The organism is Novosphingobium sp. BL-S-33 (assembly GCF_056857025.1).
The window spans coordinates 2,019,346-2,039,367 of record NZ_CM166474.1 but is presented as its reverse complement, the minus strand read 5'-3'; the positions used below and the strand labels follow the sequence as shown (position 1 = coordinate 2,039,367).

The 20,022-nt window shown below is 64.7% G+C and carries 23 protein-coding genes; 10 read left to right on the top strand and 13 right to left on the bottom strand.

Annotated elements, in window-relative coordinates; translation table 11 throughout:
• Window positions 1-200: 200 nt before the first annotated feature.
• Together gloB and AC1VVM_RS09510 are read left to right on the top strand one after the other, a co-directional pair.
• Window positions 201-959 (top strand): hydroxyacylglutathione hydrolase, encoded by a 759-nt coding sequence (gloB, locus tag AC1VVM_RS09515; RefSeq protein WP_132384917.1) that lies wholly within the window; start codon window positions 201-203, stop codon window positions 957-959.
• A gap of 16 nt (window positions 960-975) precedes the next feature.
• Entirely contained in the window at window positions 976-1,539 is a 564-nt protein-coding gene (locus AC1VVM_RS09510; RefSeq protein WP_482903704.1) for a nucleoside 2-deoxyribosyltransferase domain-containing protein, read from the top strand.
• Between the two features lie 78 nt (window positions 1,540-1,617).
• Here AC1VVM_RS09510 and purT read toward each other — a convergent pair whose 3' ends face one another.
• The 11 genes from purT to AC1VVM_RS09455 all read right to left on the bottom strand — a co-directional run bounded on the left by purT (window position 1,618) and on the right by AC1VVM_RS09455 (window position 11,101).
• Window positions 1,618-2,784, bottom strand: coding sequence for a formate-dependent phosphoribosylglycinamide formyltransferase (gene purT / locus AC1VVM_RS09505; protein WP_482903703.1), 1,167 nt, complete (start codon window positions 2,782-2,784; stop codon window positions 1,618-1,620).
• A gap of 32 nt (window positions 2,785-2,816) precedes the next feature.
• On the bottom strand, window positions 2,817-2,957 hold the full coding sequence (locus AC1VVM_RS09500) for a magnesium transporter (protein WP_482903702.1): 141 nt from the start codon (window positions 2,955-2,957) through the stop codon (window positions 2,817-2,819).
• A 137-nt stretch (window positions 2,958-3,094) separates the two neighbouring features.
• A complete protein-coding gene (locus AC1VVM_RS09495) occupies window positions 3,095-3,925 on the bottom strand; it encodes a hypothetical protein (RefSeq protein WP_482903701.1) in 831 nt (276 codons plus the stop codon).
• A 170-nt stretch (window positions 3,926-4,095) separates the two neighbouring features.
• Window positions 4,096-4,701 carry a F0F1 ATP synthase subunit B family protein gene (locus tag AC1VVM_RS09490; protein WP_482903700.1) on the bottom strand — a complete coding sequence of 202 codons (606 nt, stop codon included), beginning with the start codon at window positions 4,699-4,701 and terminating at the stop codon, window positions 4,096-4,098.
• Window positions 4,694-5,188: a F0F1 ATP synthase subunit B family protein gene (locus AC1VVM_RS09485; protein ID WP_132384913.1), complete on the bottom strand. Its 495-nt coding sequence runs from the start codon at window positions 5,186-5,188 to the stop codon at window positions 4,694-4,696. The genes AC1VVM_RS09490 and AC1VVM_RS09485 overlap by 8 nt, the downstream gene beginning before the upstream one ends.
• A gap of 106 nt (window positions 5,189-5,294) precedes the next feature.
• Window positions 5,295-5,519 carry a F0F1 ATP synthase subunit C gene (locus AC1VVM_RS09480; RefSeq protein WP_054439786.1) on the bottom strand — a complete coding sequence of 75 codons (225 nt, stop codon included), beginning with the start codon at window positions 5,517-5,519 and terminating at the stop codon, window positions 5,295-5,297.
• A 40-nt stretch (window positions 5,520-5,559) separates the two neighbouring features.
• Window positions 5,560-6,342 (bottom strand): F0F1 ATP synthase subunit A, encoded by a 783-nt coding sequence (locus tag AC1VVM_RS09475; RefSeq protein WP_482903699.1) that lies wholly within the window; start codon window positions 6,340-6,342, stop codon window positions 5,560-5,562.
• A 54-nt stretch (window positions 6,343-6,396) separates the two neighbouring features.
• A complete protein-coding gene (locus AC1VVM_RS09470) occupies window positions 6,397-6,717 on the bottom strand; it encodes an AtpZ/AtpI family protein (protein ID WP_132384911.1) in 321 nt (106 codons plus the stop codon).
• A gap of 501 nt (window positions 6,718-7,218) precedes the next feature.
• The gene (locus tag AC1VVM_RS09465; RefSeq protein ID WP_482903698.1) at window positions 7,219-7,614 is read right to left on the bottom strand and encodes a YdbL family probable chaperone protein; all 396 of its coding nucleotides are present in this window, start codon (window positions 7,612-7,614) and stop codon (window positions 7,219-7,221) included.
• Window positions 7,614-7,850: a YnbE family lipoprotein gene (locus AC1VVM_RS09460; protein WP_243652316.1), complete on the bottom strand. Its 237-nt coding sequence runs from the start codon at window positions 7,848-7,850 to the stop codon at window positions 7,614-7,616. Before AC1VVM_RS09460 ends, AC1VVM_RS09465 begins: the two co-directional genes overlap by 1 nt.
• Before the next feature lie 47 nt (window positions 7,851-7,897).
• Window positions 7,898-11,101 carry an intermembrane phospholipid transport YdbH family protein gene (locus AC1VVM_RS09455; protein ID WP_482954971.1) on the bottom strand — a complete coding sequence of 1,068 codons (3,204 nt, stop codon included), beginning with the start codon at window positions 11,099-11,101 and terminating at the stop codon, window positions 7,898-7,900.
• A gap of 39 nt (window positions 11,102-11,140) precedes the next feature.
• Between AC1VVM_RS09455 and radC the strand changes: the two genes are divergently transcribed.
• From radC to AC1VVM_RS09420, 7 genes are all read left to right on the top strand, one after another.
• Window positions 11,141-11,983, top strand: a complete 843-nt coding sequence (radC, locus tag AC1VVM_RS09450; RefSeq protein WP_482903696.1) for a RadC family protein — start codon at window positions 11,141-11,143, stop codon at window positions 11,981-11,983.
• A complete protein-coding gene (locus tag AC1VVM_RS09445) occupies window positions 11,983-12,726 on the top strand; it encodes an NRDE family protein (protein WP_482903695.1) in 744 nt (247 codons plus the stop codon). The genes radC and AC1VVM_RS09445 overlap by 1 nt, the downstream gene beginning before the upstream one ends.
• Before the next feature lie 549 nt (window positions 12,727-13,275).
• On the top strand, window positions 13,276-14,412 hold the full coding sequence (locus tag AC1VVM_RS09440) for an endonuclease/exonuclease/phosphatase family protein (RefSeq protein WP_482903694.1): 1,137 nt from the start codon (window positions 13,276-13,278) through the stop codon (window positions 14,410-14,412).
• A gap of 179 nt (window positions 14,413-14,591) precedes the next feature.
• Window positions 14,592-15,905 carry an adenylosuccinate lyase gene (gene purB / locus AC1VVM_RS09435; protein WP_482903693.1) on the top strand — a complete coding sequence of 438 codons (1,314 nt, stop codon included), beginning with the start codon at window positions 14,592-14,594 and terminating at the stop codon, window positions 15,903-15,905.
• 101 nt (window positions 15,906-16,006) lie between these two features.
• A complete protein-coding gene (locus AC1VVM_RS09430; RefSeq protein ID WP_132384905.1) occupies window positions 16,007-16,345 on the top strand; it encodes a LapA family protein in 339 nt (112 codons plus the stop codon).
• Window positions 16,346-16,349: 4 nt separating this feature from the next.
• Entirely contained in the window at window positions 16,350-17,027 is a 678-nt protein-coding gene (gene pyrF / locus AC1VVM_RS09425; RefSeq protein WP_482903692.1) for an orotidine-5'-phosphate decarboxylase, read from the top strand.
• Between the two features lie 161 nt (window positions 17,028-17,188).
• Window positions 17,189-17,944 (top strand): SIMPL domain-containing protein, encoded by a 756-nt coding sequence (locus AC1VVM_RS09420; RefSeq protein WP_482903691.1) that lies wholly within the window; start codon window positions 17,189-17,191, stop codon window positions 17,942-17,944.
• A gap of 196 nt (window positions 17,945-18,140) precedes the next feature.
• Here AC1VVM_RS09420 and AC1VVM_RS09415 read toward each other — a convergent pair whose 3' ends face one another.
• Window positions 18,141-18,563, bottom strand: a complete 423-nt coding sequence (locus tag AC1VVM_RS09415) for a DUF4019 domain-containing protein (protein WP_482954970.1) — start codon at window positions 18,561-18,563, stop codon at window positions 18,141-18,143.
• A gap of 48 nt (window positions 18,564-18,611) precedes the next feature.
• Between AC1VVM_RS09415 and AC1VVM_RS09410 the strand changes: the two genes are divergently transcribed.
• On the top strand, window positions 18,612-19,253 hold the full coding sequence (locus AC1VVM_RS09410) for a phosphoribosylanthranilate isomerase (protein ID WP_482903689.1): 642 nt from the start codon (window positions 18,612-18,614) through the stop codon (window positions 19,251-19,253).
• 134 nt (window positions 19,254-19,387) lie between these two features.
• Here the strand turns inward: AC1VVM_RS09410 and AC1VVM_RS09405 are convergent, their stop codons facing one another.
• The gene (locus tag AC1VVM_RS09405) at window positions 19,388-19,855 is read right to left on the bottom strand and encodes an outer membrane protein (protein WP_482903688.1); all 468 of its coding nucleotides are present in this window, start codon (window positions 19,853-19,855) and stop codon (window positions 19,388-19,390) included.
• Window positions 19,856-20,022: the final 167 nt, after the last annotated feature.

Here is a 20,022-nt window from a genome sequence, read left to right as displayed (position 1 = left end):
CGCGCCCATGCCGCTACCTTCAATTGAAACAGGTGCCTTCGGCAGGAACGACTCTCTTCGCGCCTTTGCGCCTTTGCGCGATCCTTTTCCCTTCTTCTTGTTCTCCTCCGCGATCTCCGCACCTCCGCGCGAATCCTCTTCGCCGCGCCTCTTTCGCCCACAGCCCCAAAGGACTACATCGCCCGGCAAGGAGAGATCCCATGCTCGAAGTCCACCAGTTCCCCTGCCTCAGTGACAACTACGGCTTCCTGCTGCACGATTCCGTCAGCGGCGAGACCGCCTGCATCGATACCCCCGATGCCGACGAATATCTGCGGCAGGCCGCCATCAAGGGCTGGCAGATCACGCAGATCTGGAACACCCATTGGCACCCGGACCACGCAGGCGGAAATGGCGCCATCAAGGCCGCAACCGGCTGCACCGTGACCGCGCCGGAAGGCGATGCTGGCAAGATCGCGGGCGTAGACCGCACGGTCTCGCAGGGCGATCGAGTCACAATCGGAGACTGGACGGCGCACGTCATCGACGTGGGCGGGCATACTTTCGGCCATTGCGCCTATCACCTGCCCGAAGCCCAGATCGCTTTCGTCGGCGATTCGGTCTTCGCGCTCGGCTGCGGCCGCATGTTCGAAGGCACCGCGCCGCAGTTCTGGGCCAGCCTCCAGCGCATCAAGGCGCTCCCGCCCGAGACCATGCTCTATTGCGCCCACGAGTACACCGCCTCGAACGCCAAGTTCGCCCTCCACGCGGACCCGGAGAATGCCGAACTCGCCGCCTATGCCGAGGACGTGGCCCGCGCCCGCGCAGCCGGCATCCCGACCGTTCCCACCAAGCTCGGCCGCGAACTGCTCACCAATCCATTCCTGCGCGCCGACGATCCGGCCTTGCAGGCCCGCTGGGGCGGACACGACGCAGTGGAGACCTTCGCGGCGCTGCGCGAAGCCAAGAACACGTTCTGAGACTGCCCGCCCCCCGATGACCTTGCACAAGCTTGCCCCTCTCCTCGCGCTCGCCACACTCTTCACGGCGAGCGCGGAGACCACACCCGCCATGGCCTCCAGCACGATCGTCACCTCCCCGCAGCCCCTGCCCGCGGCACACGACGCCCCCCGCGTCTTCCTCGGCGGCAGCATCGACATGGGCAGCGCCACGGACTGGCAGGCCGATCTCACCAAAGCCCTGTCGAACGAGAACGTGGTAATCCTCAACCCACGCCGGCCCGACTGGAACCCGGCATGGAAACCCGAGGCGAACGAGCCCGAGTTCCGCCGCCAGGTCGAATGGGAACTGGCCGCGCTGGAAAGCGCCGACGTGATCGTGATGTACCTTGCGCCCGGTACGCAAAGCCCGGTGAGCCTGCTGGAACTCGGCCTCCATGCGCGGGACGGCAAACTGGTGGTACTTTGCCCCGAAGGCTTCTGGCGCAAGGGCAACGTCGACATCACCGCGCAGCGCTACGGCGTGACGCAAGTGGCGACGATGGAGGAACTGCTGGCGAAAGTGCGCCAGCGGGTTCACGGCTGGAAGAAGCCGGCCTGACACTCAGGCATTGATTACCGTCGCCCCCGCGAAGGCGGGGACGACGAGGTTTTGAACGGCAAGCAAAAGCCCCTCACCTCACTTGTAAACGATGCGCACCTTGCCCGCCGTCTCGGCCGCAACTCGCCGCGCGGTATCGGTGTCCTCGGCCAGCGCAAGCGCAACGCCCATACGGCGGTAGGGCCGCGTCACGGGCTTTGCAAAGACGCGCAGGTCCACTTGCCCACCTGGTGTCGCCAACGCGTCCGAGAGACCTTCACAGGCGAAGGAATCGCTATCCCGATCGGCAAGGATCACCGCCGAAGCACTCGGGCCATAAAGCGTGACCTCGGGGACCGGCAGGCCAAGGATCGCACGTGCATGGAGGTCGAACTCGGACAGGTTCTGCGAGATCAGCGTGACCATGCCGGTGTCATGCGGGCGCGGGGAGAGTTCGGAGAAAATCACCTCCTCGCCCTTCACGAAGAATTCGACGCCGAACAGGCCATAGCCGCCCAGATCGTCCACCACCTTGCGGGCCATGTCCTGCGCATCGGCAATTGCCGCAGGCGCCATCGGCGTTGGCTGCCACGATTCCTGATAGTCGCCGCGCTCCTGCCGGTGGCCGATCGGCGGGCAGAACGAAACGCCCTCGCGGCTGCGCACGGTCAGCAGTGTGATCTCGTAATCGAAAGCCACGAACTCCTCGACGATCACGCGCTTGCGGTCACCGCGCATGTTGGCGACGGCATAGTCCCACGCCTTCTCCAGCTCAGCCGCGTCGCGAACCGTGCTCTGGCCCTTGCCCGATGAGGACATGACCGGCTTGATGACACAGGGCAGCCCGGTGTGTTCTGCCCCGGCCAGAACTTCGTCGAGCGATTCCGCGTAGCGATAACGCGAAGTGCGCAGCCCCAGTTCGACGGCAGCGACCTCGCGGATGGCATCGCGGTTCATGGTCATCTGCGTGGCGCGGGCAGAAGGAACCACGCAGAAGCCCTCCGCCTCGACTTCCGCAAGCACTTCAGTGCGGATTGCCTCAACCTCGGGCACGATAAAGTCCGGTTTGTGCTTCTCGATCGCCGCGCGCAGGCGCTCTCCATCCAACATCGAGAAAACCTCGAAATGATCGGCCACCTGCATTGCCGGCGCGCCCTCGTAAGCGTCGCAAGCGATCACCTCACAGCCGAGGCGCTTGGCCGAGATGACGAATTCGCGCCCCAGTTCGCCCGAACCGAGCAGCAGGATCTTCGCGGTGAATGCCATGATGACCGTCCTTCTTTGTGGCTTCCGGGGCGCTAGAGCAGCGTCCCGGAGAGAAACGCAAGCGCAATGCTGAAATAGATCACCAGCCCCGTGACATCGACCGGTATCGCCACGACGGGCACCGAAGCAATCGCCGGATCGAAACCCGGCCCCTGCAACACGAAAGGCAGCATCGCTCATACCAGAGCGGACCGAGCCCCATCAATATCGCCACCGTGCCGAACGGTTGCTGCCACAAGCAAAAAGCCCCCGTGCGGGTGCACGAGGGCTTTGTCTTCGTTCGGTCAAACGCCGAAAATGCCACGCATGTTTATTGTACGGTGAAGTCGAAGATCCGTGCGGTCATCGCGCCGGCCGAGCCGTTGCCCGCCAACGAATAGATGAAACCATATTCACCGGGTTCGAGCGGATGGGTAACGTCGATACGGTAGACGCCGGGACGCACCAGTTCATGCCGGAATTCGATGCGATCCTTGTCCATCACACCGGTCTTGGCACCGGCGATATTGACGCTTCCAACGCGGGCCTCGCGGCGTCCGTCCTTCCGCATCAGGCGGATCAGCGTGAGTTCAGCCGGTGAGGCCACGACGGTATTCGTGCCGCTTGCCCAAGCGCCGCCATCGCTGCCGTTCGATTCCGCCGAGAAGAAGTAGAAGCGTGGCTGGCGCTGTACGGGAACGGCGGACGTCTCCTTCTGGATCGACGCCTTGACGCTCATGGACGCGATGCCGCCGGTGAAGGCATAGCCAAGCAAACCACCGGTCTTGGCCTGGTTGGTTACGGTCGAATCCATGCGCAGCATGTGCATATGGCCGATGTCCTGAACGGCGTAGAGACCGGCCGGATGCGGGACCGCCGGGTCCGGCGAATCGAGCGACATCTCTGCCTTCTGCTGATAGCGGTTCGAGATCATGGCCGCGATCACGGCCGACGATACGCCTTGCTTGCGCAGCGCGATCATCTCGTCGGTGGAAAGGTCGAAGTCCACCTTGTCGGCACTGATCTTGGCAACGATGGCGTCGTCACCCAATCCCAGTTGGGTCAGTTGTAGTGCGTTCTGCTTTGAAAGCGGCTGCGCGGCAGCAAGAACAGGCATTGCCGCCAGCGCAAGGCCGGCAGCAAAAGTTGCTACGATTTTCATAGTTCCCCCTATTGCAAGCTCATAGAGCTTAGCGCCGATCAATTGGGAGACACGCCCGGCTTGTCAACTCACAGGACTTGCCGGTTTCAGAACGTTCATCGGCCCGGCAACAAAAAAGCCCCCGTGCGAATGCACGAGGGCTTTTTTGTGTTCGTTACCGGAAACCGGGATCAGATGCCGGCGATTGCCTGATCGACCAGAGCCTTGTCGGCAGCAGCCGAATGGTTGTCCTTGATCAGGTCAGCCGCGGCATTGGCGGCAGCCGCTGCGGCCTTGCGGCGCAGGTCGGTGATCGTGGCCAGTTCCAGCGCCGAGATCTTCTCTTCCACCATCTTGCGACGACGGGCGATCAGTTCGGTGGTGTCAGCCTCAGCCTTGGCGACGATCGCTTCGGCTTCATGCTGAGCGTGCTCGAGCATGGCTGCGGCGTCCTTTTCGGCATTCGCGATCTTGTCGGCATATTCCTTGCGCAGGGCTTCCGCCTCGGCACGCAGGGTCTTGGCCTCTTCGAGGTGCGCCTTGATCTGGCTGATCCGGGCATCCAGTCCGCCGGTGATCAGCTTCGGCACTCCCTTCCAGAGCATGATCGCGATGAGCACCAGCATCGAAGTGCTGACGACTGCGACGGGCGGAGCCACGCCAAGCAGTTCGGGTTCGGCATGCTCGACAGCGACGTGAGCCTGCGTACCGGCGGCCTCGGCGCCCTGCGGCACAGCGGCCTGCTGGGTGCCGGCCTGTTGGGCGCCAACCTGTTGGGTGACAGTGTTATCAGCCATGAACCAGGCTCCCCTTTACGGCGGCGCGCACGGCGGTTTCGTCAAGCGAGAGGCCGGCAACGCGGCTGACGATCTCACGCGCAGCGTCGGCCGCGACGGTCTCGATCTCGCTTGCGGCCGAACGGCGCGCTTCGTCGATACGCTTTTCGGCGGTAGCCAGATCCGCTTCAATGCCGACTTGTGCGGCGTTGAGACGGTCGGCAGTGGCAGCACCAGCCTTGGCACGGGCCGAGGCGATGAGGCCCTGAGCCTCGGCGCGGTTCGCGTTTTCACGCGTGCGCCAAGCTTCCTCTTCCGCGTCGGCGCTCTCGCGCAGCTTTTCAGCCGTAGCGAGGTCCTCTGCAATCTGCTTGTCGCGCTGGGCGACGGTATCCATCACCTTAGGCACCATGCCGCGTCCAACGACGAAGAAGGTGATGGCGAAGAAGATCAGCATCCAGAAGATCTGGCTGGCGTAATATTCGCCAAGCTGTGCGATCTGAGGCATGGGTTAAGCCCTGTCCCGAGGTAGCCGGTAGAAATCTTGCATCCGGTGGCCCGGCCGCGGCACCAAAGGGTTCGCGCGGCCGGATCGGATTAGTGCGCTATTGTGATCAGGCGAAGATCAGCAGCGCGGCAACGACGAACGAGAGCAGGCCGAGAAGTTCGGCGCCCGCGAAGCCGATGAACAGACGGCCCTGCTGGGCGTCGGCAGCACCGGGATTGCGCAGCGCGCCTTCGAGGAACTTCGCGAACACGCTACCCACGCCGATCGAGGCGAGGCCGCAACCGATCGCGGCAAACCCAGCACCAAGCAGCTTTGCAGCTTCTGCGTCCATTTCAAAAACTCCCTTTGGAAAATGCGATATGCGATTGAAATCAGTGAAGATTCTCAGCGTCGTTGAGATAGACGCAGGTGAGAAGAGCGAAAACGTAGGCCTGAATGCCGGCGACCAGCAGTTCCAGTGCGCAGATGCCGACCATCAGGATGAAGCTGGGCAGACCGGCGATGGCGAAAAGGCCGATGCCGGCGTTGCCCGAGCTGATCACGAAGCTCGAAAGCACCTCAAGAAGAACGTGGCCGGCCATCATCGCGACGAAAAGACGCAGGCCGAGGCTGAACGGGCGCACCAGGAAGGAGATCAGTTCCACGCAGAAGATCAGCGGGATCATGACCACCGGAGTGCCGTGCGGCACGAACAGCGAGAAGAAGTGGAGCTTGTGCTTGGCAAAGCCAACCCCAAGCACGATCGCGAACGACATCACCGCCAGAACACCGGTTGCCGAGAAGTGGCTGGTGAACGTGAAGGCGTGCAGGCCCAAAACGCCGAGCGGCAGCAGGCCAAGGAAGTTCGCAAAGAGAATGAACATGAACAGCGAGAAGATATACGGAACGTACTTCTTGCCTGCCGGACCGACGTTGGCGGCCAGCATTCCGTCGATGAAACCGGTGAAAGTCTCCACCGCCATCTGCCAGCGACCCGGCACCAGCTGGCGCTTCATGCCGCCGGAGACGAACACGACCAGCACGACGGTAGCAATCGCCATCCACAACGCACTGTTGGTAAAGGCGATGTTGTATCCCGCAATGTTCCAATTGGCACCGGCCAGCGTCTCAAGCTGGAACTGGTGCATCGGATCGAGCTTCGCTTCGGCAGCCACGCGAATATCCCTGTCGCCAATGAACGACAGCGCCCTGTATCCACCCCCTCTGGGTCAATCCGGGCGCTGGTTCGAATTCCTTATGATATTCCTGAAGGCAACGAATATTCCGAGGAACATCATCACCAACAGACCCCAGGGCGACGTTCCGGCGAAGTGATCAATCACCCAACCGAGAAACAAACCGCCGGCAACCCCACCCAGCAAATCGGCCAGAACGCGGTTACCGGCACGATATGCATCGTCCGTTTCCGCGCCCTTGGCCGGTCGATTGCGCTGCTCTTCACGCTCGCGAAGGGCTTTCAGCCGATCATCGAGCCTGTCAAGGCGCGCATCCTCGCCGACAGGGTCCCCTACAGGTGGCTCGTCGCTCATGTCAGATCTTCCTCCTCCATCAAAGGACGATTGACGCGCTCAACGGCTCCCTGCCTAGGGCGCCGCCCCCTTAGGGTGGGGCTTATCCCGAGTCAACCTTGGCCGGGCGCGCGCCGCGCCTCTTGTTCACACGCATCCTCGCGGGACCAAGTACCCGCAGGAACACAGCATTCGCCAACAAAAGGAAAAGCGCAAGGGCGATGCCGGAATGAGGCTTTCCCCCGAACGGATGCGAATCATTGCTGTCGGGTGTTCGTCACGCGTCTGTCGGACTGACGAAAGATTGGGAAGGAAATGAGAATAACGCCCCACTGATCTGGAGCCGTGTTCTCTGCGGCACCGGGCCCCGAGTCATTTGTCGGGTGCGCCTTCGACATTCGTCGAAGGCTTGCGGCACCGGCCCTCTCCCGTCCCGAGGAACACGAAAAGGTCCAGGGGAGCGGGCCGGTGCCGCGGAAAGGTCAGTGCTAAATCAGGTTTCCGTGTTGCGCTTCACTGGGCTTACGGGCAGCGCGGATCCCGCTGCGGCGGCGCGGCGGTGCGGGTCTGCCACGAGTCATCGGGAGCCTGATATTTCTCCCCCGGGCTGGTCTGCGAGATCAGCCGGCAGGCCGTGGCGAAGGCATATTCCTCGATCGTGCCCTTGCCGGCGGCCTTCTGCGTATAGATGGCGCGGCGCTTGTTGTTGAGATCGCGAACCATCGCCTGGACGGCGGCCGACTGGCTGCCGACCACGCCGAGATACCCGTCACGCTGCTCGCCCACCTGACCGGCGGCGCGCGCGGCGGCATAGGCCGGGTCGCGCGCTTCCTGCGCGGTGGCGGCCCCACCTGCCCCAAGGACCAGCGCGGCTGCGCCCATGAAAGCGACGGAGCGGCTGAAACGGATCTTGCTCATCAGAATACGCCTTCGTTGTCTTGGATCGTCTTCTCCGCGTCGGCAGAGAGTTGATAGATCACTTCCTGACGAATGTTGACATTAAGTTCGATCACGATCGGCTTGTCGGGCGCAGTCACCTGAATGCAGCCGGACAGCATCGGGATCAGACCCGTCATCATCGTTGCGGCGCGAACGGCGCGCCTGCCGGTCCGGCGAGCGGTGCGCTGCGGAAACGGGCTGGCGAAACGCGTCATCGCCGGGCTTGTCGCAGCCGGAACGCTTCCGGTCAATTGCGGGCCAATCATGGTTTTTTCTCGCTGTCTGAAGGCTGAATGGTGGCGGACGCGGGATCAGTCGCGGTTTTTGCCGCTGCGGCGGCTTGCGCCCGGGCGGCAGCCTCGGCGCTGAGCAGGCGCGGGTCCTTGAGGTAATTGGCGTCGTAAAGCGAACGCATGTTGCCGAAGAGGCTCATGAACGGCGCCTTCACATTGACGATGAAGTGGATCGGCAGCTTGGCGATCTGCTTGGTCACGAAGTTCTTGGAGGCCCCCGCCCCCTGACTGAGCCCATCGAAGCTGATACGCGTGAGGATATCGCCGTCCAGCGAACCGCCCAGACCGATCTCCATCCGGCTGTAATCGACCGACTTCAGCGCCCCGAAGGCGAAATTGCCCATCGCCGAGAGGTCCTTGTAAGTAAGCGCACCGATATAGCTGACATTGCCGCCCGGCGCCCGCGAGGCGAGGTAGCCGTTCTCTATCCGCCCGCCGTTCTCGTCGAACACCAGCGGCAGTTCGCCGTCGAACACGCCGGTTGCATTGATGTTGCCGAGGTCCAGATGCTGCACGAAAGTCGCGGCATTCAGGCCCTTCACGGTAATCTTGTACCGGCGTGTTTCCGATGCCCCCATTGTCATGGTAGCCGGTTCCAGCGTCAGCACCCCGTCCATGAACGGCCAGCGCGCGCCGTTGACGCGAAGGAGATAGCCGGGCTCCAGCTGGAACGAGAGGACGCCGTCGGTCACTTCCACACCGGGATTGATCGAGGCGAGCTTCAGCTTCTGGTCCGGCGCAGTGACGAGCCCGAGAAGGTCGGTGAAGACCACGGCGCCGGACAGGCCCTTCACCGGCCCGAACGGCGCGGCGAACGCAAGCCCGTCACTGAAGAAGCGGCCGTGGCTGGTCACACCCCTGGCGTTCCAGTCGATCCGCCCGGTGCCGCTCACTGTGCCTTCGAGGTTGGAGACGATGCCCAGCAGCAGCGGCGAAAGCGTCTCGGCCTGCACTTTCTTGTCGAACAGAATGCCGTCCACGGTGAGATCGGCGTGCCCGGTGGTGGCATTGAGATCGTGGACGATATCGGCACGCACCACGGCGCGGTCGCTGGTCGGCTCGCGCAACAACGCCTGTGCGGTGACGACGCCGTTTTCCAGTCGCAGCGAAGCATCGCGGGCAACCAGCGGCTTGAAGCGCGGCACCTGCTGGCGGTCGACCAGCGTGAAGCTCTGCCCGTCTATCGCCAGCACGTCGTTTGCATAGCGCCAGCGCCCGGCCGCCTGGTGCATGTCGAGCGGGACGGCAGCGAGCATGATATCGCCCTCATCGAACGTCCCTGCGATGTCCTTGCCGACCTCGGCATCAAGGTGGGAAATGCGGAAACGTGAAGGCGCATCGGCGGCGCCCAGTTCCACCGCGACAGCCTTGGCGGTGAGCGCGCCGGGCCTTCCCGGAGCCTGTGCGTAGCCCACCGGCCCGCTGGCGACGTGGATGCGCGTGCCGCCCAGCCTGCCGGTAACGTCGAGCGAAGGCACGCCGGCGGTGATCGTCAGCCCTCGGGCATCGTTCCGCAGAATCGATCCACCTTGCGCCGGGCAGACCGGCAGGCTGCGCTTCTCCAGCGTGAGGTTGGCCACTGCCAGCCGGTCGAACGCCACCGTGGTGCAGCGCGGCCAGAGCGCCAGTGCGCCGTCCGCCGCCCAACGCCCCTCGATCGGCAGGACCAGCCCGTCCGCCCTCCCACCGGGCAATGGGCCGGAGAGCCTAGCCTCGCCGGTGAAGGTCATCGTCCCGTCGGCGGACTGCGTCAGCGAAAGATGCGGCAAAGCCAGCCGCGAATCGCCCGCCAGATATTCCGGCATCGACACGCTGAGCGCCAGACGGCCGTCGGTGCCGCTTTCCATTCTGCCGGAGACTTGCGGCAGGCCCGCGCCTCCGCTCGCGAAGTTACCGGTGATCACCGGTCGCGACTGGCCGAACACCGCCTGCAGGCGCGAAAGCGCCAGCAGTGAAGCGCCGCTGGTCCCACGCCAGTTGCCGCGCGGGATGACAAGACTCCAGCTTGCACCGTCGCGCCGCAGGACGAGGTTGGCATCCAGCCGCGACCCACGCGCCTCGCCCGTCAGCCCCACGCGTATCCGGTTCGCCAGCGAGGCGACCAGCGTGCCCTCCCCGCGCTTCGCGAGATCGCCAAGCGCGCGGTCCCCGATGGCTCCGGGAACGAGCCCGCTGCCGGTCACATCTCCGTCGATATCGACATGGGCGAAGCCGGCATCCGTGCGCACTTGCCCATCGAATCCCAGCGCATCCGCGCGGGCCTGCGGCGTCGTAACTCCGCGCGCGACGAGCGTGTAGGTGGCAGTGAGTGCCTGCTTGCGGAATGTGAAACGACCCGAGGCCGCAAGCCCGGCAAGGCCATTGTCGGCCAGCCGGACCGCGCCGCCCTCAAGCCCCAGCCGTCCCTCGACCCCGTCGAGCGGGCGGTCGAACGTCAGTTCAAGCTGCATATCCGCCCGGTCGGCATGCAAGGCATGGGGCGGACAGTCGAGCCCCGCTATCCGCAAGGGCCCGGTGAACGCAGGCTTCTCGCCATGCACGCTGAGCTTGCCATAGAGCGTGGTGCGCCCGGTCCGGCAGCCCTGATAGGTCAGCCCCGGCGAGATCGCCGCAAGCTGTCCCGCGAAACCGCCGCGCAGGGGCCCTGCTCCGTCGATCTTGGCGGCAACGCGGCCGTAATCGCTTTCGACCAGAACCCGGCCGTCCACCAGCGCCACGTCGTAGTCGGGCAGCGGGTGTTCCTTGTCGCCACCGCCCGATGCGAGCGCCTTGTCGAGAGTGCCGAGGCTCAGCTTGCCCTTGTGCAAGCTGCCGTAGAGGCGCGGACGGACCAGAGTGATGCGGCCGATTCCGGGCAACCCCCAAGAGAAATCCGTCGTCACGCGGACTTCCTCTATCGTCAGGTCCGGCCGCCTGGGATCGCCGATCACAAGATCGCGGATCACTTCCTCGGACGGGGAAATCCGCACGATCCGGTAGCGAGCGGGTAGCTCCAGCTTGGCCAGTTGATGCTCGATCAAATTGTCCGCGATATCCTCGCGCATGACCCAGACCGCGCTGACGCCGAGCGCGAACAGCCCAAGCACGCCCGTTACCGCCGCGCCGCGGCGCGTGCGCAGGAACGGCCGGATAAGCTCCGCCGGGGCGTTGGACTGGTCGGGCACCTCAGGCATTCAGATCGTTCACTTGCGCGCGTGGACCGGGAAAGGCAATTGTCCGTGGAGCTTATGCCCGATCAGGACAGTCTCTTTGATGAACCGCCTTCCGCGAAGGCATTCGGCGCCGGAAACGACGCCGAAACGGGCATGCCCGTAGCCTCGGGCAAGAACAGCCTTGCAGAGGCCTACGCGGGCAAAATCACGGCTCCGGAGGCGAAGGCGGCAGGCAACGACCCCAGCGGACATCGCGCCCGGCTGCGCAAGCGCCTGATCGAAGGCGGCGCGGAGGCTCTGGCCGATCACGAAGTCATCGAACTGCTGCTGATGCAGGCCGTGCCCCGCCGCGACATGAAGCCGCTCGCGCGCAGCCTGATCAAACGCTTCGGTTCGCTGGCGGGCGTGCTCCAGGCTGATCCGCGCACGCTGGCGGGCCACCCCGGCATGGGCGAGGCGACCGCCGCCGCGCTGAAGATCGTCACCGTCGCCGCCACCCGGCTATCCCGCCAACGCCTGCGCGAGGCGCCGGTGATCGGATCGTGGCAGGTCCTGATAGACTACCTCACCATCGATATGGCCCACCTCACGCGCGAGCGCGTGCGCGTGCTCTATCTCAACGCCAAGAACATGCTGATCCTGGACGAGATGGTTGGCGAAGGCTCTATCGACGAGGCGGCGATTCACCCGCGCGAAGTGATCCGCCGCGCGCTCGACATCGGCGCGACCGGGCTGATCCTTGTCCACAATCACCCCTCCGGCTCGCCGGAGCCGAGTCAGGCCGATATCGAAATGACGCATCGCCTCGCCGCCGCCGGGCGCCTGCTCGGCATCACCGTGCACGACCATGTGGTGATCGGGCGCGAGGGGCATGTCAGCCTGCGCGCAAAAGGCCATATCTGATGTGTGTCGCCGCCGTCGCGTGGAGAGCCCATCCCGACTGGCCGCTCGTCGTCGCCGGCAATCGCGACGAATTCCATGCGCGCGCTTCCGCTCCGCTGGCGCGCTGGGAAGACGGCTCGGGCGTGATCGCCGGACGCGATCTCGTCGGCGGCGGGACGTGGCTGGGAGTGACCAACAGCGGCCGCTTCACGCTCGTCACCAATTACCGCGTACCCGAAGGCGCGCAGCCGGGACGTCCCTCGCGCGGGGTGCTCGTCACCGACCTGCTTGAAGGCCGCCCGCCCGAACCGGTCGAGACGATGAATCCGTTCAACCTTGTCGAAGTGGCGGGCGGCGCAGCGCGGTTCCTCACCAACTATCCGCATACCGAGACACGGGCCCTCACCCCGGGCATCCACGGACTGTCCAATGGCGGCTTCGACCTGCCCTGGCCCAAGACCCGCGCGGTGGAACAGGCAGTGGCCGGCTGGCTGGACGCCGGGGACGAGGATCTCTCCCCGCTGCTCGATGCCCTGCGCGTGGAAAAGCCGGATCGGCGGACGGCCCGCGTGGAGGACGGCCCGGAGCCGCGTTTCGCACCGGTGTTCATTCGCGATTTCATCTATGGCACGCGGTGCAGCACGGTGCTCGTGCTCTCGCGCACCGGCCAAGGGCTGATGGTGGAGCGCAGTTTCGCGTCGGATGGCAGTGTGTCCGGTGAAGTCACCGTGGCGTTTGAGTGGCCAGCGGCGGCTTTGCCCTGAGCGGAATGGGTTCGCTTCGCTCAACCCGCTCTCCTCGCTCCTTTTACCACCTCTCCTCTCCCATTCACCCCGCTCATCCTGAGCTTGTCGAAGGATGGAAACTGGCGCCACGCCTCATGGGGCTTCGACAAGCTCAGCCTGAGCGGGACTGGGGATTGGGGACTGGCAGAATGGCGGGAATGGCACGAAAAAGCGCCCGTCGAGACACCTTACCACGTCATCCTGAACTTGTTTCAGGATCCATCTCGCCGCCGGCGCGGTGCTTCGATCGGCGATGCGCGATTGCCGGGCTTTTCGCGCGGTCGTCTGGGTGAGCGGCCAAATGGATCCTGAACCAAGTTCAGGATGATGGATTATGAGGGAGTCACGGATTGCGAGGAACTGCCGTTTCCTCGCTTTGTCGTCTTGGCCCTCACCACATTCAAAATCCCGCAAAGTGACAGGCTTGGCACAAGGTGACACCTAACGCATAAGATGACACTCGCTTGAGGTGACGCCGGCACAAGGTGACACTTTCGGTCCCGCCAGCAGGAATACGTCCCGACCGGCATGCACGGTTTTCGTCCGCCTCGTTATCTCGCCGGCCTTGCCGCGCTGCTCGCCACCGGCTGCTCCACCCTGCCCCCGCCGCGCGCGCATGTCGCCTGTGCCGATACGCACCCGCCGGTGATCGCGACCTCGGGCAGCGCCATCGCCACGACCCGGCTGACCGTGCTCACGTACAATATGGAAGGGCTCGGCTGGCCCGCGCGCAGCGGCCGCGCGCCGTTTCTTGAACAGATCGGCAGCCGGCTAGCAGCGATGCGCGCGGCGGGGACCGCGCCGGATGTCGTGCTGTTCCAGGAGATGTTCAGCGATGCCGCCAAGCGCGCAGTCATCGCCACCGGCTATCCGGCGATCTACTCCGGCCCCCACCGCACCACCAGCGCGAAGGGTGCGACGCGTGAGCGTCTGCCGGGCCATTCCAGCCTCGCGCGCGGAGAGATCGGCATCCATGTCTTCGGCAGCGGCCTTGCCATCGCCTCGCGCTATGCCATCGTCGATTACGGCAAACGGGCCTACGGACGGCGCTCCTGCGCGGGATTCGACTGTCTTTCGAACAAGGGTATCGCGCTTGCCCGGATCGAGATCCCGGGCGTTCCTTCGCTGATCGACATCTATGACACCCACATGAATTCACGCGGCGCGTCCCGGGCGCCGGCGGTCCGCAATCTTTCCGCGCACGACCGGCAGGCGCGGGAAGCATCGCGCTTCATTGACGAGACCCACGATGACGAGAATCCGCTGATCTTCGGCGGAGACTTCAACATGCGCCGCTCCGAACCGCGCTGGGAGAATTTCGCGAAGTATCAGGCGCTGGGCCTCGTCCACCGGATCTGCGCCGCGCCCGTTTCGGGCTGCGACGTCAAGATTTCATGGGACGGCGACGCGCCGTGGATGGATACGCAGGACCTCCAGTTCCTGTGGACCGGAGAGGATGTGCGGATTCGCCCGATCCGGGTGGAGGCCATGTTCGACGGCAGCCCCGGCAGCCCGCAGCTTTCCGATCACGACGGTTTTCTGGTCACGTACGAATTGCGCTGGAACGCCGCGCTCACCCGCACGCCGGGGTGCGGGGCGCTGGCCGGACGGGACCGGCGGCGGAGTTTTCCTACTTCCGCGTCGCCTGTCATAAGCACGCGATGACGCCGCTTTGTGCTTCTCTGATGCCCGGATCCGGCCGCTCCAGGACCGTGTCAACTGTGTCAACCTGACTGTCACCTTGTGCCCTCGGGCGGCAATTCGGAGGGGGCGCTGCGTCTCCGCCCTTGCCTTCGGAGCCCTGCCAGCCTAGCGGCACGCGCGTCAGCCATAGGAGTCTAAAGATGGTCCCCCGCTACGCCCGCCCCGCGATGACCGCGATCTGGGAGCCCGAAGCCCGTTACCGCATCTGGTTCGAGATCGAGGCCCACGCCGCCGTGAAGATGGGCGAAATGGGCACCGTGCCCGCCAGCGCCGGCAAGGCCCTGTGGGATTGGTGGGCCACGAACCCGACCATCGACGTCGCCGCGATCGACGCGATCGAGGCCGTGACCAAGCACGACGTGATCGCCTTCCTTGACTGGGTGGCCCAGCAGGTAGGCCCCGAAGCGCGCTTCATGCACCAGGGCATGACCAGCTCCGACGTGCTCGACACCACGCTGAACGTCCAGCTCGTCAAGGCCGCCGATATCCTGCTGGCGGACCTCGACGCCCTGCTCGCCGCGATCAAGCGCCGCGCCGAAGAGCACAAGTACACCCCCACCATCGGCCGCAGCCACGGCATCCATGCCGAGCCGGTGACCTTCGGCCTCAAGATGACCGAAGCCTATGCCGAATTCGCGCGCTGCAAGACGCGCCTGCTTGCCGCCCGCGAGGAAGTCGCCACTTGCGCGATCTCGGGCGCTGTCGGCACTTTCGCCAATGTCGATCCGGCAGTGGAAGACTACGTCGCGGACAAGCTGGGCCTCGCGGTCGAGCCGGTCTCGACGCAGGTGATCCCGCGCGACCGTCACGCCATGTTCTTCGCGGTGCTGGGCGTGATCGCCAGCTCGATCGAGCGCCTTTCCATCGAAGTCCGCCACCTCCAGCGCACCGAAGTGCTTGAGGCGGAAGAATACTTCTCGCCCGGCCAGAAGGGCTCGTCGGCGATGCCGCACAAGCGCAACCCGGTGCTGACCGAGAACCTCACCGGCTTGTCGCGCGTGGTCCGCTCGGCCGTGGTGCCGGCGATGGAGAACGTGGCGCTCTGGCATGAGCGCGATATCTCGCACTCCTCGGTCGAACGCTTCATCGGCCCCGACGCGACGATCACGCTCGACTTCGCGCTGGCCCGCCTCACCGGCGTCATCGACAAGCTGCTCGTCTATCCCGAGCGCATGCAGAAGAACCTCGACCGCATGGGCGGCCTCGTCCACTCGCAGCGCGTGCTGCTGGCGCTGACGCAGGCCGGCCTCAGCCGCGACCAGTCGTACCGTCTGGTGCAGAGGAACGCGATGAAGGTCTGGGAATCGGACGGTCAGCTCTCGCTGCTCGAACTTCTCAAGGCCGATCCCGAAGTCACGGCGGCGCTGCCCGTCGAAGTGATCGAGGACAAGTTCAACCTCGACTACCACTTCAAGCACGTGGATACGATCTTCGCGCGCGTTTTCGGGAACTAAGCGGTCCACCGACACTTCCCATGGCCGCCAATCGCGCCTAGCATCGGCGCGATTGGCGGGACCTACTTGCAGGAACACCTGCAGGAATTGCCGGAGGAAGCATGAACATCATCCGCACCGTGTTGTGGATCGCCATCACTGCGATCCTCGTCGCCTTCATTGCGATGAACTGGGCCAAGGTTCCGGTGAATTTCTGGCCGCTCGATGATGGCAACTACGTTCACTTCGAATGGCCCATCGGCGTCGTCGCGCTGCTGTTCTTCTGCCTCGGCATGACGCCGGTCTGGCTTTACCTGCGTGCGGTGCGCTGGCGGCTGAACCGCCGCATCGCCACACTGGAGAACTCGCTGCGCGCCAGCTCGATGCCGTCCATGACCGCCCCCGAACCGGCGTCCACCACGCCCGTTCCCTCCACTCTCGATCCCACCCCGGAAGTCTGATCCCATGAGCAACAATCCCGTCTATCTCGCCCTCGACCTGCCCCGCCTCGACGCTGCCGAGGCGCTGGCCCGCAAGGTCGCCGGGCATATCGGCGGGATCAAGCTGGGGCTGGAGTTCTTCTGCGCCCACGGCCACCACGGCGTGCATGAACTGCACAAGCTGGGCCTGCCGATCTTCCTCGACCTGAAGCTGCACGACATTCCGAACACCGTTGCCGGCGCCATGCAGGCGATCCACGTGCTGCAGCCTTCGATCGTCACGATCCATGCCGCCGGTGGCCGCGCGATGATGGAAGATGCCAAGGCCGCCGCGGGTGAGAACACCAAGGTGGTGGCCGTCACCGTGCTGACCAGCCTCGACGGTGACGACCTTGCCGCCATCGGCGTCAACGACGAGCCTCAAGCGCAGGCCATGCGCCTTGCCGAACTGGCCCATTCTGCCGGCCTCGACGGTATCGTCTGCTCCGGCCACGAAGTCGGCGCGATCCACAGCCAGTGGAAGGACGGCTTCTTCGTGGTTCCCGGCCTGCGTCCCGACAACGGAGGCAATGGCGACCAGAAGCGCATCGTCACCCCGCGCCAGGCCCGCGACGACGGCGCCAGCGTACTGGTGATCGGCCGCCCGATCAGCCGCGCGGACGATCCTCTCGCCGCCGCGCGCGCAATCGAGGCCACACTCTGACCGGGGTGTGATCCGCAGCGGAGCCAAGGTCGCAGGACCATGGCTCCGTCTTTCCATTCATCCCCCGGAAATGCACGGTTCAGCGCCGGGCAACCTCGGGGGACGCAGATCGTTGATCCGGTCCTGATGGCCCGATCCCGATGGATGGAGAGTGCGACTATATGAAATCCCCCAAGCTTCTTGCCGCAACGGCCTTCGCCGTGCTTGCGATGGCGTCCGCCCCTGCCGCCATGGCGCAACAGACCGTTCCCGCCATCGAGGCCGGGCACACGCTGCTGACCGTCAATGCCGATGGCTCGTCCACCCGCACGCCCGACATGGCGAGCTATTCTGCCGGGGTGACCACCCAGGGCAAGACCGCGAGCGAGGCCATGCGCGCCAACTCGCAGGCGATGACCCGCGTGATCGCTGCGTTGAAGAAGGCAGGCGTGGCGGACAAGGACATCCAGACCACCAACCTCAGCCTCAACCCGGTCTATGCCCCGATGCAGCGCCAGCCGGACGGCAGCTTCGCGGGCGAACCGCGTGAGATCGTCGGCTATCAGGCCACCAACACCGTCTCCGTGCGTCAGCGCAAGCTGGCAGACACCGGCAACGTGATCGACGCACTGGTGTCCGCTGGTGCCAATCAGGTCAACGGCCCGGACTTCACGCTCTCCGAACCCGCCGCCGCTCAGGACGAGGCCCGCACCGACGCAATCAAGACCGCCCGCGCCCGCGCGGACCTCTACGCCCGCGCCGCAGGACTTCGCGTCGTCCGCGTGGTCTCGATCAGCGAGGGTGGCGGTAACGCGCCGATGCCGGTGATGTTCGCCCGCAAGGCGTCGATGGACATGGCCCCCGCTGCCCCGCCGGTTGCCGCCGGTGAACTCCAGATGTCGATGAACCTCACCGTTCAGTTCGAACTGGCACCGTAAAATATAAATTCGCGCAAAGGCGCAAAGGCACGAAGGAGTTACCCTGCACCGCAGGTACTCCTTCCCGCGCGAGGCGGCGCCATCGGATACCGCCGAATAACAAAGCGGCTTCGCCGATGACACCACCTCTTTGCGCCTTTGCGTCTTTGCGCGAATCCCAAAATCCAATGCCCGCCCCAAAAAGGCGGCAAGCTGGTCAATCCAGCATCATGTCCTGCGACTGGATATTGTAGCCGACCAACGCCATGTGCCCCGCGTCGCGCTTGCGATAGACGAACTGCTCGACACCTGATCCGTGCTCGAACGTCGTCTGCATCGTCAGGGTGACGAACGTGCCGTCGGTGGTAGCATTGGCGTTCCAGCCCACCTGCTTGCTGGCGCGCACCTTGCCGAGCTTGCGATGCACCGCGTCGATCAGCTTCGCGAACTGCGCCTGCTGACTGGCACTGCGGAACTGCGGATCCGCGTTGTTCCAGATTTCCTGAGAACGCCCGGCATCAAGCGCGCGGTGGAACTTCGCCACTTCCAGCCCGGCGTCCGCGAACGACTCCTTCATGCCGCAACCCGCCAGCATTGCGACGGCCGCAAATGGCACTAGATAGCGCGTCAGTCGGTTCATCATCGGTCCCCTAAGCATCGGGGCCGCAATCTAGGCCAGAAAAACGACATGCCAACAGCGGCGATCAAGATCTGCGGGATAAGCACGCCCGATGCCCTCGAAGCCGCGATTCGCGGCCGCGCCGACCACGCAGGCTTCGTGTTCTTTCCGAAAAGCCCGCGCAACGTCACGCCGGCCGAGGCTGCCCTGCTGGCAGCGCGCGCCGAAGGGCGGATCGGCCGCGTCGGCCTGTTCGTCGATGCCGATGATGCAACGATCGCAGAGGCCGTGGCGAGCGCCCGCCTCGACGCGTTCCAGCTTCACGGCAGCGAGAGCCCCGCACGGGCCGCCGAACTGCGCGCACGCTACGGTGTCGCGGTGTGGAAGGCCCTCTCCGTCGCGACGGCCGAGGATGCCGACAGAGCCGCCGCCTATGCCGGTGCCGTCGATCTCGTGCTGTTCGATGCCAAGACGCCCAAGGGCACGCTACCCGGGGGCATGGGGCTGAGTTTCGACTGGAGCCTTGTCGCCCAATGGAAGGGCCCGGTGGCTTGGGGCCTGGCGGGCGGCCTTACGCCCGACAATGTGGCCGAAGCCGTACGGCTGACCGGCGCGCCGCTGGTGGATACGTCCTCGGGCGTCGAGAGCGCTCCCGGCGTCAAGGACTCCGACCGGATCGATGCCTTCGTGCGCGCCGTCCGCAGCCTCTGAACAGACCCACAAACGAGAAAGGGCGGCCCCCTCATGGGCCGCCCTTTCCTGGCTTACGCTCACAGTGGAGCGATTCCAGTCAGTTGCCCCCGGCCCGACGCCTCGGTGGCAGATTCGGGCCGGAAGCAGCTAGATCAGAACTTCACGCCAACGCCGACCAGACCGAGGTCCGCATCGGGGGTGTTGTCGCCAACCAGCAGGTGCTTGTATTCAGCCTTGGCGTAGAAGCGGCTGTCGAGAGCCTGCTCAACACCGCCGCCAACAGCAACGGCGCTGTTGCCGTACTTGCTGAACTTCGACTGCCAGGTCGAGTTGGCATAGAGCTTGGTGGTCGGGGTGACCTTCATGCCAACGCGGCCGCCAACGCCCCACGAAACGCGGGTGCCACCGGTCAGGACCTTGTCGGCCGAACCTTCGACGCCAGCGAAGAACTTGTTGCCCAGGTCGTAGTCGTAACCAGCGGCAACGCCTGCAACTGCGTCGCTGTCGCTACCGTCCCAGATGATGCCGGTGCGAGCTTCGACGCGCGCTTCATTGGCCAGGGCGGGAGTGGCGGCGGCCACGGCAGCAACCGCGGCGAGCGAAACGAGTGCAATACGCATGTTTTTTCTCCAAATTTTCCCCCGGCCCTCACCGGGGAAGGACCCGCTGCGCCCCCCATCCTTTCGCCCGGATGAACAAAATAATTCATAATTGCCCGGAAACGTCATGAAACTGCCACTTACAGACATTATATTGCTAATAGCGTTTGCATAGTTGCATGCTTTGC

Bases quoted from the DNA above. Each gene is read 5' to 3' on its own strand.
- AC1VVM_RS09480 (WP_054439786.1), bottom strand. From the start codon at position 5,519: ATGGACGCAGAAGCTGCAAAGCTGCTTGGTGCTGGGTTTGCCGCGATC.
- purB (WP_482903693.1), top strand. From the start codon at position 14,592: ATGGTCCCCCGCTACGCCCGCCCCGCGATGACCGCGATCTGGGAGCCC.
- AC1VVM_RS09455 (WP_482954971.1), bottom strand. From the start codon at position 11,101: ATGCCTGAGGTGCCCGACCAGTCCAACGCCCCGGCGGAGCTTATCCGG.
- AC1VVM_RS09485 (WP_132384913.1), bottom strand. From the start codon at position 5,188: ATGCCTCAGATCGCACAGCTTGGCGAATATTACGCCAGCCAGATCTTC.
- AC1VVM_RS09415 (WP_482954970.1), bottom strand. From the start codon at position 18,563: ATGAACCGACTGACGCGCTATCTAGTGCCATTTGCGGCCGTCGCAATG.
- pyrF (WP_482903692.1), top strand. From the start codon at position 16,350: ATGAGCAACAATCCCGTCTATCTCGCCCTCGACCTGCCCCGCCTCGAC.
- AC1VVM_RS09460 (WP_243652316.1), bottom strand. From the start codon at position 7,850: ATGACGCGTTTCGCCAGCCCGTTTCCGCAGCGCACCGCTCGCCGGACC.
- AC1VVM_RS09510 (WP_482903704.1), top strand. From the start codon at position 976: ATGACCTTGCACAAGCTTGCCCCTCTCCTCGCGCTCGCCACACTCTTC.
- AC1VVM_RS09465 (WP_482903698.1), bottom strand. From the start codon at position 7,614: ATGAGCAAGATCCGTTTCAGCCGCTCCGTCGCTTTCATGGGCGCAGCC.
- AC1VVM_RS09445 (WP_482903695.1), top strand. From the start codon at position 11,983: ATGTGTGTCGCCGCCGTCGCGTGGAGAGCCCATCCCGACTGGCCGCTC.
- AC1VVM_RS09405 (WP_482903688.1), bottom strand. From the start codon at position 19,855: ATGCGTATTGCACTCGTTTCGCTCGCCGCGGTTGCTGCCGTGGCCGCC.
- AC1VVM_RS09440 (WP_482903694.1), top strand. From the start codon at position 13,276: ATGCACGGTTTTCGTCCGCCTCGTTATCTCGCCGGCCTTGCCGCGCTG.
- AC1VVM_RS09470 (WP_132384911.1), bottom strand. From the start codon at position 6,717: ATGAGCGACGAGCCACCTGTAGGGGACCCTGTCGGCGAGGATGCGCGC.
- AC1VVM_RS09495 (WP_482903701.1), bottom strand. From the start codon at position 3,925: ATGAAAATCGTAGCAACTTTTGCTGCCGGCCTTGCGCTGGCGGCAATG.
- purT (WP_482903703.1), bottom strand. From the start codon at position 2,784: ATGGCATTCACCGCGAAGATCCTGCTGCTCGGTTCGGGCGAACTGGGG.
- AC1VVM_RS09430 (WP_132384905.1), top strand. From the start codon at position 16,007: ATGAACATCATCCGCACCGTGTTGTGGATCGCCATCACTGCGATCCTC.
- AC1VVM_RS09420 (WP_482903691.1), top strand. From the start codon at position 17,189: ATGAAATCCCCCAAGCTTCTTGCCGCAACGGCCTTCGCCGTGCTTGCG.
- AC1VVM_RS09410 (WP_482903689.1), top strand. From the start codon at position 18,612: ATGCCAACAGCGGCGATCAAGATCTGCGGGATAAGCACGCCCGATGCC.
- gloB (WP_132384917.1), top strand. From the start codon at position 201: ATGCTCGAAGTCCACCAGTTCCCCTGCCTCAGTGACAACTACGGCTTC.
- AC1VVM_RS09500 (WP_482903702.1), bottom strand. From the start codon at position 2,957: ATGCTGCCTTTCGTGTTGCAGGGGCCGGGTTTCGATCCGGCGATTGCT.
- AC1VVM_RS09490 (WP_482903700.1), bottom strand. From the start codon at position 4,701: ATGGCTGATAACACTGTCACCCAACAGGTTGGCGCCCAACAGGCCGGC.